Origin of the sequence: Microvirga sp. CF3062, from assembly GCF_036314045.1 — a bacterium.
Lineage (GTDB): Bacteria > Pseudomonadota > Alphaproteobacteria > Rhizobiales > Beijerinckiaceae > Microvirga.
Genome location: NZ_JAYGGN010000004.1, coordinates 214364 through 227619, shown reverse-complemented (window position 1 = coordinate 227619; position 13256 = coordinate 214364). Strand labels below are relative to the sequence as shown.

Here is a 13256-nt window from a genome sequence, read left to right as displayed (position 1 = left end):
CCATGATGATCGCCCAGCGGTGGAACCCCGCCGGGTCAGTTGAGGCGGAAGCCTCTAACCCTGCCGGTGAGCAGCGGGACAGCGAGACGATGAATTTTATTGCTACAGGCATAGGCGCGGGCCTCGTATCGGCCCTTCTGACCGCGGTGATCGTCAAGGCGACTCCGCTGGCGGCCATGCTGTATCTGCTTGCCCCCATTCCCGTCCTGATCGTGTCCCTCGGCTGGGATCACCGCTCCGGCCTCGTGGCTGCCCTCGTGGGTGGCCTCGCCATCGCGCTGATCCTGTCACCGCTGAGCGGCATCGGCTTTGCACTCATCACCGCCCTGCCCGCCTGGTGGCTGTCCTACCTCGCGCTGCTCGGGCGCCCCGGATCGGACGGCACCATAGAATGGTATCCGGTCGGGCGCCTGCTGGCCTGGATCGCGGCGACGGCTGCTCTCACCATCATTGCCGCAGGGGTGATCTCGACCGGCGGCGACTACGCGGCCTTCGACCAGAATACCCGCGAGGTAGCCGGGGCCTTCGTGAACGCCCAGTTCCCTGCCAATGCGCCCGAGGGCATCGATACTGAGACCCGCGAGCAGCTGATCGCCATCTTCGCACGGCTGACGTCGTTCCTGTCGGCCCAGGGCTTCGTGACCATTCTGGTGATCTATCTGTGGGCCGCCGGCCGGATCGTCCTGGCGTCCAAGCGCCTGCCGCGCTCCTGGCCGCCGGTGCCGGAGCTGTTGATGCCGCGCTCCGCCGGGCTGATCCTGATCGGCGCGCTCATCCTGGCGAATTTCGGCGGCTTCATCGGCGCACTGGGCCTGGCCCTGTCGGGCGCTTTCCTGATGGCCTTCGCCCTGCAGGGCTTGGCTGCCGTTCATGACCGCACCCGCGGCAAATCAGGGCGTTCGTTCCTCCTGAGCGCCATGTACGTCCTGATCTTCGTTACCCAGGGCATCCTTCTGCTAGCCCTGGCCCTCTTCGGCATCGCCGATTCCACCTTCGGCCTGCGCCGCCGTTTCGGCACGCGGCCGAACCCGCCTCCAACCCTTTCCACCTGATCACGAACCTAAAGGAGACAACCATGGATGTGATTCTTCTCGAGCGTGTCGCAAAGCTCGGCCAGATGGGCGAGACCGTGAAGGTCCGTTCCGGCTACGCCCGCAACTTCCTCCTGCCGCGCGGCAAGGCTCTGCGCGCCACCGAGACCAATAAGAAGCACTTCGACGCTCAGCGCGCCCAGCTCGAGGCCCGCAACCTCGAGCGCCGCAAGGAAGCCGAGACCGTCGGCGAGAAGCTGAACGGCCAGAGCTTCATCATCCTGCGCCAGTCCGGCGAGACCGGCGTGCTCTACGGCTCGGTCTCCACCCGCGACCTCGCCGAGATCATGACCGAGAACGGCTTCACGGTTGACCGCAACCAGATCGCCATTCACCAGCCGATCAAGACCATCGGCCTGCACAACGTGCCGGTCGCCCTCCATCCGGAGGTCGAGGTTAAGGTGACCATCAACGTCGCCCGCAGCCCCGAGGAAGCCGAGCGTCAGGCGCGCGGCGAGGCGGTCACGACCCGCGAGGAGACCAACCTCGACGACCTCGGCCTCGAGGTCGGCGCGGCTCTGGCCGAAGCTGGCGGCGACGACGAGCTCTAAGCTCGAGCGGTTGCTCTAGTTCTTGCTTTGTTCTAAAATGGCGCTCTCCGTCGATTCGACGGGGAGCGTTTTTTCTTTGGGATTCGGGCTTGTGGGAGAGTCAAGCCGGGACGCCCGCGAAAAGATGGACGGTGTGAGAATCGAGGACAGCGAGGACAGTTCGAACGGAGTCGGACGTCGTGTCGATCCGGCAACCTTTAGGACACCAATTGCGGTCTAAGAGACTCTAAACCTTCTTCCTGTTTCCGGAGCGCCAGATGGCCACCGCCAACGCCCTGATCGCCCGTCTCGAGACCGCTGAACCGCAGTTTCGGACGCCGCCCAGCAACATCGAGGCCGAGCAGGCCCTGCTGGGTGCGATCCTGGTCAACAACGATGCCTATTACCGCGTCTCCGACTTCCTTGAAGCCGTTCACTTCATCGAGGACCTGCACCGGCGCATCTATGAGGTCGCCACGAGCCTGATCAAGGCCGGCAAGGTCGCGACCCCGATCACCATGAAAACCTTCTTAGGGGATCAGGATCTCGGCGGCATCACGGTCTCGCAGTATCTCGCTCGTCTCGCGGCCGAGGCGACGACCGTCATCAACGCGGAGGATTACGGCCGCGCCATCTACGACCTCGCGATTCGCCGCAACCTGATCAATATCGGCGAGGAGATGGTCAACGTCGCGTTCGACGCGCCTGTGGATTCCTCACCTCGCGAACAGATCGAGGAGGCGGAGCGCCGCCTTTATGCGATCGCCGAGACCGGCCGTTACGATGGTGGCTTCCAGCGCTTCTCCGATGCGCTCACCGCCGCCATCGACATGGCCGCCGCAGCCTACAAGCGCGAAGGCTCCCTGTCGGGCATCTCGTCAGGCCTGAAAGATCTCGACAAGGCTCTCGGTGGTCTGCAGCCCTCCGACCTTGTTATTCTCGCCGGACGTCCTGCGATGGGTAAGACCTCGCTGGTGACGAACATCGCGTTCAACATCGCCAAGGCTTACAGGGCCGAGAAGCAGCAGGATGGCTCCTTAAAGACCGTCAACGGCGGCATCGTGGGCTTCTTCTCCCTCGAAATGTCGGCGGAGCAGCTCGCCACCCGTATCATCGCCGAGCAATCGGGCGTGCCGTCCTACAAGATCCGTCGCGGCGACATGCGCGAGGATGATTTTTACAAGATCACCGAAGCCGCCCGCGAGATGCAGTCTATCCCGTTCTACATCGACCAGACCGGCGGCATCTCCATCGCCCAGCTCGCCGCCCGCGCGCGGCGCCTCAAGCGCCAGCGCGGTCTCGACATCCTCATCGTCGACTATCTCCAGCTTCTCTCAGGCTCGGCCAAGAAGGGCGAGAACCGCGTGCAGGAACTCACCGAGATCACCACCGGCCTCAAGGCGCTCGCCAAGGAACTGTCGGTTCCGCTGGTCGCCCTGTCCCAGCTCTCCCGTCAGGTGGAATCGCGCGACGATAAACGCCCCCAGCTCTCGGACCTTCGTGAATCGGGCTCGATCGAGCAGGACGCCGACGTGGTCATGTTCGTTTACCGCGACGAGTACTATCTGAAGAACAAGGAGCCGAAACCCGGCACCGAAGAATACTTCAAGTGGCAGTCGGAAATGGATCAGGTCCACGGCAAGGCCGAGGTCATCATCGGCAAGCAGCGTCACGGACCGACCGGCACCGTGCAGCTGGCCTTCCAGGCCGATATCACCCGCTTCACCGACCTTGCGGATGAAGACAAACTTCCCGAACGGATGGGCGATTGACCAAGCTTACCTCTCACGGCAACACCGCCGGCAGCATCCCTGAAAATGCCGCCGGCGGTGTCCTCCACATCGATCTCGACGCCCTGGCCGCCAATTGGCGCATTCTGCGCGACCATGCAGGCGGTGCTGAGACGGCGGCCGTGGTCAAGGCGAATGCCTACGGCACAGGTATCGAGAAGGCCGTGCCTGCCCTCAGCAAAGCCGGCTGCCGCACCTTCTTCGTGGCTCACTTAAGCGAGGCGATCCGTGCACGGGCTGCTGCGCCCGATGCCGCGATCTACGTGCTGAACGGGCTCTTTTCGGGCACCGGATCCACTTACGCGGAGTTCGACCTGCGCCCCGTTCTCGGCTCCTTCGAGGAGATCGAGGAATGGGCCGGGTTCTGCCGCGCTGAAAGCCGGAAGCTGAAGGCCGCGATCCATGTGGATACCGGCATGAACCGGCTCGGCCTCACCATGCCGCAGGGACTGACACTGAAGGATCGCAAGGAGCTGAACGACTTCGAGACGACCCTTCTCATGAGCCATTTCGTGAGCGCCGAGGAGAGCGACAACCCGCTGAACGCTCAGCAGATCGAAGCCTTCGAGGCCGTCCGTTCGTCGCTGCCCGGTGTTCCGGCGTCGCTGCCCAACTCCTCGGGCATCTTCCTGCGCGACAAGCCCAGCTACGATCTGGTGCGTCCCGGCTATGCCCTCTATGGCGGCAACCCGACGCCGAGCCGCGACAACCCGATGCGCCCGGTTGTTGGCCTTGAAGGCCGCATCGTGCAGTTGCGCTGGGTCGAGGCGGACGACACCGTGGGCTATAACGGTCGCTGGCTCGCGCTAACGAGGCGCCGCATCGCCACACTCTCTATCGGATACGCCGACGGCTACCCGCGCTCATCGAGTGCCCGCGGCAAAAGCGGCGACGAACTGCTCGCTGGCACGGCGCTAGTAGGCGGACATACCTGCCCCTTTGCTGGCAACGTCTCCATGGACCTGATTACCGTTGACGTGACGGATGTGCCTGAAACCGACGTGAAACGCGGCGACACCGTCACGCTGATCGGCGGTGAGCTGACCATCGACGAGGTCGGCCGCCGCGCCGGCACCATCGGGTACGAGATCCTCACCAATCTTGGGGCGCGCTACGCCCGCACATATCGCGGGGGAGAAGGCTGATGGCCAAGCAGCGTCACCCCTCCTTCGTGTGCCAGGAATGCGGCGCGGTTCACAATCGCTGGAAAGGCAAGTGTGAGGCCTGCGGCGGCTGGAACACCATCGTCGAGGAGACAGGCTCCGCAAGCACCATGGCTGGCCCTGTCGCCACCCGCCCTTCCCGCGCCAAGGGCCGGATCTTCCCCCTCGAAGGTCTCCAAGGCGAGACCAAGGAAGCCCCGCGCACGCCCTCTGGTATTGCGGAACTCGACCGCGTCACCGGCGGCGGCTTCGTGCACGGCTCGATCATCCTGCTAGGCGGCGATCCCGGCATCGGCAAGTCCACGCTCCTCATGCAGGCCACGGCAGCGCTGGCCATGCGCGGTGAGCGCGTGGCCTACATCTCGGGCGAGGAGGCGGTGGCCCAGGTGCGTCTGCGAGCCGAGCGCCTCGGCCTCGGTCAGGCGCCCGTCGAGCTCGCCTCCGAGACCAATGTCGAGGACATCATCGCGACCTTAAGCCAGGGCCGTCCGCCGGCACTCGCCATCATCGACTCGATCCAGACCATGTGGACCGAAACGGTGGAATCCGCCCCCGGCACCGTCACCCAGGTGCGCGGCTCGGCCCAGGCGCTGATCCGCTTCGCCAAGACCACAGGCACCACCGTGATCCTCGTGGGCCACGTCACCAAGGACGGCCAGATCGCCGGCCCCCGCGTGGTCGAGCACATGGTCGATGCGGTCGTCTCCTTCGAGGGCGATACCGGCCATCATTTCCGCATCCTGCGCGCTGTGAAGAACCGCTTCGGGCCGACCGACGAGATCGGCGTGTTCGAGATGTCCGACCAGGGCCTGCGCGAAGTGCCGAACCCCTCCGAGCTGTTCCTGGCCGGCCGTGACATGGCGACCGCCGGCACGGCCGTGTTCGCCGGCATGGAGGGCACGCGCCCGCTGCTCGTCGAGATCCAGGCCCTCGTCGCACCCTCATCTCTTGGCACGCCCCGCCGCGCGGTGGTCGGCTGGGATCAGAGCCGGTTGTCGATGGTTCTGGCGGTGCTGGAGGCCCATGGCGGCCTGAAGCTCGGCATGCATGACGTCTATCTCAACGTCGCCGGTGGGCTGCGCATCACCGAACCTGCGGCGGATCTTGCGGCAGCCGCCGCCCTGGTCTCATCCCTATCGGGCAATCCCCTGCCGCCCGATACGGTCTATTTCGGCGAAATGGGCCTCTCCGGCGCCATCCGCCCCGTAGCCCAGGAGCAGGCGCGGCTCAAGGAAGCGGCCAAACTCGGCTTCTCGAGCGCTGTCGCGCCAGCTGTCCGGGTAGACAAGTCCAAGAGCACCAAGAACGAGCGCCTTCCGCTGGCAACCTCATCCATCGGTCACATCACGGATCTCGTGGCCGGGATTGCTGCCAGACGCCGCAAAGCCTCGTAGGTACTCTTCCGAAAGACTAAGCCGAACAGCTAAATTGACAATTCTTTGCTATATTATAGCATATATTAAACTTAGGAGTCCGCTCCTCGTGATGTGGATTCAGAATAATGCACGTCGTACCTTTCCGGGGAACAAATATGCCTGCAACAATTACGCTTTCATATAATTTGCCTGAAAATTCAATTGCCCAAGACGGGATCGGGACCTTTAGGGTAGTAGATGAAAATGGACAACAAATTCCAGGATATAAATTCGAATTTGTTGATGGTGATGATGTAGGTGGGCGATTTGGGATTTGGGATGGGTATGATCAGTATTTGTATCTAAAGGCCGCTGGGAGCAGTCTGTTTAACTTCGAGGATGACACCTTGAATTCGTTCAAACTTTCGGTTCGAGCGATCAAAGACGGATACCCTGCTGAAGAGGCTACGTTCACAATCAATGTGTCTGACTCCCAGGAAGCTCCAATGGGGCTGACTATGACCGGAGGCGAAATTGCCGAGGGTGCGGAGATCGGAACGGGATTTGCTACGCTGGATGCCTACGACGAAGATGAAGGCAACACAACGATTACATATGATTTCGTCACGGACGAGTCTGGAGAAACTGTCGCACTCGACAACCTGTTCGAAATCGATGGCGCAACCATTCGGTTGAAAGCCAAGCTAGACGATGCTTTGGTCGGCCCCCATGAGCTTTGGCTACGCGTCATGGATGAAGACGAAAGCTATTCCGTCAGCAAAATTACCTTGAACGTGACGAACGTAAACGAGCCCCCGACCGACATTACGTTCACCGGCGGTATCATTGCTGAGAATGCACCTATCGGTACGGTTGTTGGCACTCTCTCGGCTCAGGACCCGGACAAGAACGATACCTTCAGCTACGCAATCACCGACTCGAAGGGAGCAGTTGTCGCCAATCCGTACTTCACAATCGATGGCAGTACGATCAAGTTGAAAGCTGGCCTCGACAATCCCCAGCTCGGTGTTCATACCTTCTGGATCAAAGTCACGGATTCAGGTCAACTGTCCTATCTGGAGCAGGTTACGGTCACTGTGACCAATTCCCCGGAAGTGGTCAGCGGCACCAACAGGAACGACAATAAGCTCAACGGCACCACCGACAATGACATCCTCAACGGTCTCGGCGGCAACGACAAGATTTACGGCCTCGCCGGCAACGACACCATCAACGGCGGTCTTGGCAAGGACAAGCTCTATGGTGGCGAGGGTCAGGACACCTTCGTGTTCGACACGGCCGTCAAGAAGGGGCACTTCGATCAGATAGAGGACTTCAAGGCCTCGGACGATACGATCCAGATCAGCCTTGCGGCCCTGAAGGCGTTCAAGGTCAAGGGACCGAAGAAGAGCGATGTGCTGTCCAAGAAGGGCGCAGACGACGACAAGGGCGGCAAACCTGATGACAAAGGTGGCAGCAAGTCGGTGGGCTTCGACAAGCTCTTCGTGAAGGGGCAGAAGCTCGAGAAGAAATTTTTCAACGTCGGCACCAAGCTCAACGACACCCCGGATGGGTCGAACGACTACGTCTTCTACAACAAGAAGAACGGCTTCGTTTACCTGGACGTGGACGGCTCGGGCAAAGGCAAAGGCATCGAGATCTTCAAGGTGAAGCCCGGCACCACGCTCACTGCCGACGACTTCCTGTTCATCTAAGACCACCAATCTGAAAATCTGAGAGGCTCCGGCGGCAGCGCCGGAGCCTTTCTATTTCTGTACGATCCATTGGAGGCGAAGAGCTGAGACTTGACGGAGCAAGGCGACGCGCCGACCGTAACGAGGCGAGCGCGCCCAAACCTCAGGAGCCCCAACGGTGTCAGAGCAGAACCTCCAGATCGTCCTCGCCTCACGTCCAACCGGGCGCCCCTCGCCGGAGAACTTCGAGTTCGTGCGCACGCCCGTTCCCACTCCCGGCGACGGTCAGGTGCTGCTGAAAATCCGCTATCTCTCGCTCGATCCCTACATGCGGGGACGCATGAGCGCCGTGAAATCCTACGCGGCCGCGGTGGAGATCGGCGATGTGATGGAGGGCGGCACAGTGGCCGAGGTGCTGGAAAGCCGCCATCCCGACTACAAGCCCGGCGACCTCGTTCTCTCCTATTCCGGCTGGCAGTCCCATGCGGCTGCGGATGCCAAGGCGCTGCGCAAGCTCGATCCGAACCTGGCGCCTGTCACGACGGCGCTCGGCGTTCTCGGCATGCCGGGGTTCACCGCCTATGCGGGGCTGCTCACCCTCGGCCAGCCCAAGGCCGGCGAGACCGTGGTCGTGGCGGCCGCGAGCGGCCCCGTCGGCTCGGCGGTCGGACAGATCGCCAAGATCAAGGGCGCCCGGGCCATCGGCATTGCCGGCGGGGCTGACAAATGCGCGCTGGTTAGGGACGAGTTCGGCTTCGATGCCGCGCTGGACCATCGCTCGCCCACCTTCGCGGAGGATCTTCGGGCCGCCTGCCCGGACGGGATCGACGTCTATTTCGAGAACGTCGGCGGCAAGGTCTGGGAGGCGGTCTTTCCCCTACTCAACACCTTCGCCCGGATCCCAGTCTGCGGCCTCGTCGCGCAATACAACGCCACAGGGCCTTTTGAGGGGCCGGACCGCCTGCCGATCCTCATGCGGGACATTCTCACCAAGAGCCTGACCATCCGCGGCTTCATCCAACGCGAGTTCAGCGCCCAGTACCCCGCCTTCTTCCGGGACATGGGCGGGTGGATCGCGGAAGGGAGCGTGAAGTACAAGGAAGACATCGTCCAGGGGCTCGAGAACGCGCCGGAAGCCTTCATCGGCCTGCTGGAGGGCCGGAACTTCGGCAAGCTGATCATCGAGGTCGCCTGAGCCTGCACCCTGCGTGAGGCGGCGCACCCCGCCTCCCAGGGCCAGATCAACTTCCCTGGGGTGACGAAAGCCTTTCTTAACGCTATAGAGCCAGGCTTCGAGGCCGCAAAGGCGGCTCCACTCCTGTTCCATCTGCGTAGGCCCGGCCCATGCCCTTTTCCGTTCTGGACCTCGTCGTTATCGGTATCGTCCTGATCTCGGCTCTTCTTGCTGCCGTGCGCGGCTTCACCCGCGAGGTGCTCGCCATCGTGGCGTGGGTGGTTGCGGCCGCTGCCGCCTGGTACCTGCACCCGACCGCCCTGCCGATCGCCCAGCAATACATCAGCAGCGGCACGGTGGCGCTCGTGGCGACCATTGGGGCCATCTTCGTCATCACCCTGATCATCGTGTCGATCATCACGGTGCAGATTTCCGACCTGATCCTCGATTCCCGCATCGGCGCCCTCGACCGGACCCTGGGGTTGTTCTTTGGGGCGGCCCGCGGCTTCCTGATCTGCGTGATCGGCTGGGCTTTCCTCGGCTGGCTGCTCCAGGGCAAGGAGCCCGAATGGGCGACCGCCTCCAAGACCCGCCCGGCCATGGAGAACACCCGCGACAACATCATCGCCATGCTGCCGGAGAACGCCGAGGCCCTGATCCAGCGCCTGCGCAACAAGGACGCCGCGCCGACGGAAGCCGAGCCGGCCGAGCCCGATCCGCAGCGCCCGGCTACGCCGGCCGCCCCGGCCGCGCCAGCTGCCCCCCCGCGGCGCAGCTAAACAGCGGCTCAGGAGCCGGCAGCGTCAGAATAGACGTTGGCGTTTGGGCTAAGGACGACTACATAAGGGCGGCGCCGGTGGAGGCGCGAATCCCAAAGGTATGATCGATGTCTGCTTTGTCCGAGACGTGGCAGGTCACGCCTAAACAGGTGGACCTCGACCTCGAAGGCGATACCCTGCGCGAAGAATGCGGCGTCTTCGGCATCTACGGGCACCCGGACGCGGCAGCCATCGCGGCGCTAGGCCTCCATGCCCTGCAGCACCGCGGCCAGGAGGCCGCCGGCATCGTCACCTTCAACGGGTCGGTCTTCAACTCCGAGCGCAGGCTCGGCCTTGTGGGAGACAACTTCTCCGACCGGGCGACCATCGAGCGCCTGGAAGGCCTCTCGGCCATTGGCCATACCCGCTATTCGACTACGGGAGAGACAGTGCTGCGCAACGTGCAGCCTCTCTTTGCCGAGCTGGACGGCGGCGGCTTCGCGGTGGCCCATAACGGCAACCTGACCAACGGCCTGACGCTTCGCCGAAACCTGATCCGGGACGGCGCGATCTGCCAATCCACCACCGACACGGAGGTGATCGTCCACCTCGTCGCCCGCAGCCGCAAGGACCGCGTCATCGACCGCTTCGTCGAGGCGATCCAGAAGATCGAGGGCGCCTTTGCCCTGGTGGCGCTCACCAACAAGAAGCTGATCGGCGCCCGCGACCCGTTAGGGATTCGCCCGCTGGTGCTGGGCGAGCTCGACGGCCGCTATATTCTCGCCTCCGAGACCTGTGCGCTCGACATCATCGGCGCCCGCTTCGTCCGCGACATCGAGAACGGCGAATGCGTGGTGATCTCGGACGATGGGCTTGAGTCCTTCCGCTACGCGCCGCAAGTGGCCCCTCGCCCCGACATCTTCGAGTACATCTACTTCGCCCGGCCGGATTCCATCGTGAACGGCCATAGCGTTTATGAAATCCGCAAGGGGATGGGCCGGGAACTGGCCCTTGAATCCCCGGCCGATGCTGACGTGGTGATTCCGGTGCCGGATTCCGGCGTGCCGGCAGCGCTCGGCTATGCCCAGACCTGCGGGCTGCCTTACGAGCTCGGCATCATCCGCAACCATTATGTCGGCCGCACCTTCATCCAGCCGACCCAGTCGGTGCGCGAGCTCGGCGTGCGCATGAAGCACTCGGCCAACCGCGCGGCCATCGCGGGCAAGCGCATCGTGCTCGTAGACGACAGCCTGGTGCGCGGCACGACCTCGGTGAAGATCGTCAGGATGATGCGCGAGGCCGGCGCCAAGGAGGTTCACTTCCGCATTTCCAGCCCGCCGATCACGCACCCGGATTTCTACGGCATCGACACGCCGGAGAAGGAGAAGCTGCTCGCCGCCACCCATGACCTGGAGCAGATGCGCCAGTATATCGGGGCGGATACACTTGCCTTCCTGTCCATCGAAGGCGTCTACCGGGCCATGGGCGAGACCGGCCGCAACGCAGCGCAGCCGCAATTCACCGACCATTGCTTCACGGGCGATTACCCGACGCCGCTGACGGACCTCACCGTCGCCACCCCGCGCCGTCTTGCGGTTCTCGCCGAAGCTGACTGAGGAACCATGGACAAGCCCCTTCAGAACCGCGTCGCGGTCGTCACCGGCGCCTCGCGCGGCATCGGCCGCGCGGCGGCGCTCGCTCTGGCTGAGGCCGGCGCGCATGTGATCGCGCTGGCCCGCACGCAGGGCGCGCTCGAATCCCTCGACGACGAGATCCGCGCCAAGGGTGGCTCCGCCACTCTCGTGCCGGTGAACCTGAAGGATCTCGAAGCGCTCGACCGCCTGGGAGCTGCTATCCACGAGCGCTGGGGCAAGCTCGACATCCTGCTCGGCAATGCGGGCCAGCTCGGCGAGCTCGCGCCGATTGCCCATGTCGACCAGCCGGTCTGGGACGAGGTGATGGCGGTGAACGTCACGGCCAATTACCGCCTGATCCGCTCTCTCGATCCGCTGCTGCGCGCCTCCGACGCCGGCCGCGCGATCTTCATCACCTCGGGCGCCGCTCACAAGCACAAGGCTTATTGGGGCGTCTATGCGGTCTCGAAGGCGGCGCTGGAGGCCCTGGTGCGCACCTATGCGGCCGAGACGGTGACGACGGCGGTCAAGGTCATGCTGCTCAACCCGGGGCCGCTGCGCACGAGCATGCGCCGCGCCGCCATGCCGGGCGAGGATCCGCTGACCCTTAAGACGCCCGAGGAGCTTGCTCCCCACATCCTAAAGCTCGCCCTGCCCGCGTGGGACCAGACCGGTAAGATCTACGACTTCACGCAGGACGGCAAAGTCATCGAGCCGCAGCCGCCGGCGTAATCACACGAAGCGCTCCACCATCTCCCGGCGCACCCGGACGGCGAGCCGCTCGGCATCCAGGCTGACATCGTCCTCCGTCACCACGGCACCGGCGGCCACATCGCGGGTGAGGGACACCCCATGCGCCAGCCCGATGGGCAGCATGCGCCCGGCCTTGCTCCGCGCAGCCGGTGCGAGCCGGCCGTAAACCGTGTAGCCGCCCTCGCCGTCCAGCATCTCGCCCGCCTTCAGATCGCGCTTGGCGACCGCCACCGCATCGCCGCGCCAGGCGCGGGTCGAGCCCGTCGGCTCGACCCGCAAAGCCGCACTCAGAACCGAGATAGACAGCTCCAGGCCGATCAGGTGGAAGGGCTTGTACATGGCGGCATAGCGGCCAGTTAAATCCGTCGGCAGGCCATACTGCTTGAAGCAGGCGGCGGCATAATCGTTGGGGGCTTTCAGCACCACATAGACGCCCCAGCGCAGGTCGCGGAACACGAGCCGCCCATCGCGTTCCAGGGACGAGACCACCTCTACCATGCCGTCACGGTCGAGCTGGCCGCCGACGCTCTTCGGGCGCAGCACATGGGCCAGGTCGTCGACCCCGCAGGGCGGAAAGCGCAACCCATCCTCCGGCACGTCCAGATCGCAGGCATTGGCGATGGCCGCCATCTCTATGGCCGACTTGGTGCCGTCGAGAAACGAGTTGAACATCTGCGGGTTCATGCCCCCGGCCTTGGCCTGCTCAGGACTCAGGCCGTAATGGGTCCAGACGTCGTCCGGCGTGACCTGATGAAAATGCGGCAAGTACTTGGTGCCCTTGCCGGCGGCCGCCACCGTGAAGCCTGCCGCGCGAGCCCAGTCCACCATCTCGGCCACCAGCGCCGGCTGGTCGCCATAGGCCATGGAATAGACGATGCCCCGCTCCCGCGCCTTCTCGGCGAGCAAGGGCCCCGCCAACACATCCGCCTCCACATTGACCATGACGATGTGCCGCCCGGCTTCGATGGCGGCGAGCGCATGGCGGATGCCCGCCTCCGGGTGCCCGGTCGCCTCGATCACGACCTCCGCGTCGTCCGCCCGGCAGGCGTCGAGCCCATCGGCCACAAACCGTGTGCCGGCGATCCGCGCCTCGTCCCAGCCGACATTGCGGCAGGCCTCCCTGGCCCGATCCGGGTCGAGATCGGCGATCACTGCGACATCGAGTCCTGCGATGGTCGGGACCTGGGCGAGGAACATGGAGCCGAATTTTCCTGCCCCGATCAGTCCTACGCGGACGGGCCTGCCGGTATCAGAACGCTGGTGAAGCAGGGCGAACAGGTTCATGGGCGGCGCCTCTGATCTCGAATTCCTTCA

General features: G+C 63.9%; 11 protein-coding genes. 10 read left to right on the top strand and 1 reads right to left on the bottom strand.

Features of this window, described 5'->3' with window-relative positions; genetic code table 11:
* The first annotated feature begins 89 nt into the window (after positions 1–89).
* The 10 genes from VB618_RS09355 to VB618_RS09310 all read left to right on the top strand — a co-directional run bounded on the left by VB618_RS09355 (position 90) and on the right by VB618_RS09310 (position 11921).
* Positions 90–1052: a DUF2232 domain-containing protein gene (locus VB618_RS09355; RefSeq protein WP_329796352.1), complete on the top strand. Its 963-nt coding sequence runs from the start codon at positions 90–92 to the stop codon at positions 1050–1052.
* 23 nt (positions 1053–1075) lie between these two features.
* Positions 1076–1642, top strand: coding sequence for a 50S ribosomal protein L9 (gene rplI, locus VB618_RS09350; RefSeq protein WP_329796351.1), 567 nt, complete (start codon positions 1076–1078; stop codon positions 1640–1642).
* A 257-nt stretch (positions 1643–1899) separates the two neighbouring features.
* Positions 1900–3393, top strand: a complete 1494-nt coding sequence (locus VB618_RS09345; protein ID WP_329796350.1) for a replicative DNA helicase — start codon at positions 1900–1902, stop codon at positions 3391–3393.
* Positions 3390–4556, top strand: coding sequence for an alanine racemase (gene alr / locus VB618_RS09340; protein WP_329796349.1), 1167 nt, complete (start codon positions 3390–3392; stop codon positions 4554–4556). Before VB618_RS09345 ends, alr begins: the two co-directional genes overlap by 4 nt.
* Positions 4556–5968, top strand: a complete 1413-nt coding sequence (gene radA / locus VB618_RS09335; RefSeq protein WP_329796348.1) for a DNA repair protein RadA — start codon at positions 4556–4558, stop codon at positions 5966–5968. Before alr ends, radA begins: the two co-directional genes overlap by 1 nt.
* Before the next feature lie 137 nt (positions 5969–6105).
* The gene (locus VB618_RS09330) at positions 6106–7644 is read left to right on the top strand and encodes a cadherin domain-containing protein (protein WP_329796347.1); all 1539 of its coding nucleotides are present in this window, start codon (positions 6106–6108) and stop codon (positions 7642–7644) included.
* A gap of 157 nt (positions 7645–7801) precedes the next feature.
* Complete coding sequence (locus tag VB618_RS09325) at positions 7802–8818, top strand: NADP-dependent oxidoreductase (RefSeq protein WP_329796346.1); 1017 nt, start codon at positions 7802–7804, stop codon at positions 8816–8818.
* A gap of 149 nt (positions 8819–8967) precedes the next feature.
* On the top strand, positions 8968–9576 hold the full coding sequence (locus VB618_RS09320; protein ID WP_329796345.1) for a CvpA family protein: 609 nt from the start codon (positions 8968–8970) through the stop codon (positions 9574–9576).
* Positions 9577–9683: 107 nt separating this feature from the next.
* Entirely contained in the window at positions 9684–11171 is a 1488-nt protein-coding gene (gene purF / locus VB618_RS09315) for an amidophosphoribosyltransferase (RefSeq protein WP_329796344.1), read from the top strand.
* 6 nt (positions 11172–11177) lie between these two features.
* Positions 11178–11921 (top strand): SDR family NAD(P)-dependent oxidoreductase, encoded by a 744-nt coding sequence (locus tag VB618_RS09310; RefSeq protein WP_329796343.1) that lies wholly within the window; start codon positions 11178–11180, stop codon positions 11919–11921.
* On the opposite strand, the gene VB618_RS09305 is transcribed toward VB618_RS09310, so the two are convergent.
* Entirely contained in the window at positions 11922–13226 is a 1305-nt protein-coding gene (locus VB618_RS09305; protein ID WP_329796342.1) for an NAD(P)H-dependent oxidoreductase, read from the bottom strand.
* Between the last annotated feature and the right edge of the window lie 30 nt (positions 13227–13256).

Excerpts from the sequence above, each read along its gene's own strand:
- radA (WP_329796348.1), top strand. The coding sequence starts at position 4,556 with ATGGCCAAGCAGCGTCACCCCTCCTTCGTGTGCCAGGAATGCGGCGCG.
- VB618_RS09320 (WP_329796345.1), top strand. The coding sequence starts at position 8,968 with ATGCCCTTTTCCGTTCTGGACCTCGTCGTTATCGGTATCGTCCTGATC.
- rplI (WP_329796351.1), top strand. The coding sequence starts at position 1,076 with ATGGATGTGATTCTTCTCGAGCGTGTCGCAAAGCTCGGCCAGATGGGC.
- VB618_RS09330 (WP_329796347.1), top strand. The coding sequence starts at position 6,106 with ATGCCTGCAACAATTACGCTTTCATATAATTTGCCTGAAAATTCAATT.
- VB618_RS09345 (WP_329796350.1), top strand. The coding sequence starts at position 1,900 with ATGGCCACCGCCAACGCCCTGATCGCCCGTCTCGAGACCGCTGAACCG.
- VB618_RS09310 (WP_329796343.1), top strand. The coding sequence starts at position 11,178 with ATGGACAAGCCCCTTCAGAACCGCGTCGCGGTCGTCACCGGCGCCTCG.
- VB618_RS09305 (WP_329796342.1), bottom strand. The coding sequence starts at position 13,226 with ATGAACCTGTTCGCCCTGCTTCACCAGCGTTCTGATACCGGCAGGCCC.
- purF (WP_329796344.1), top strand. The coding sequence starts at position 9,684 with ATGTCTGCTTTGTCCGAGACGTGGCAGGTCACGCCTAAACAGGTGGAC.
- VB618_RS09355 (WP_329796352.1), top strand. The coding sequence starts at position 90 with ATGAATTTTATTGCTACAGGCATAGGCGCGGGCCTCGTATCGGCCCTT.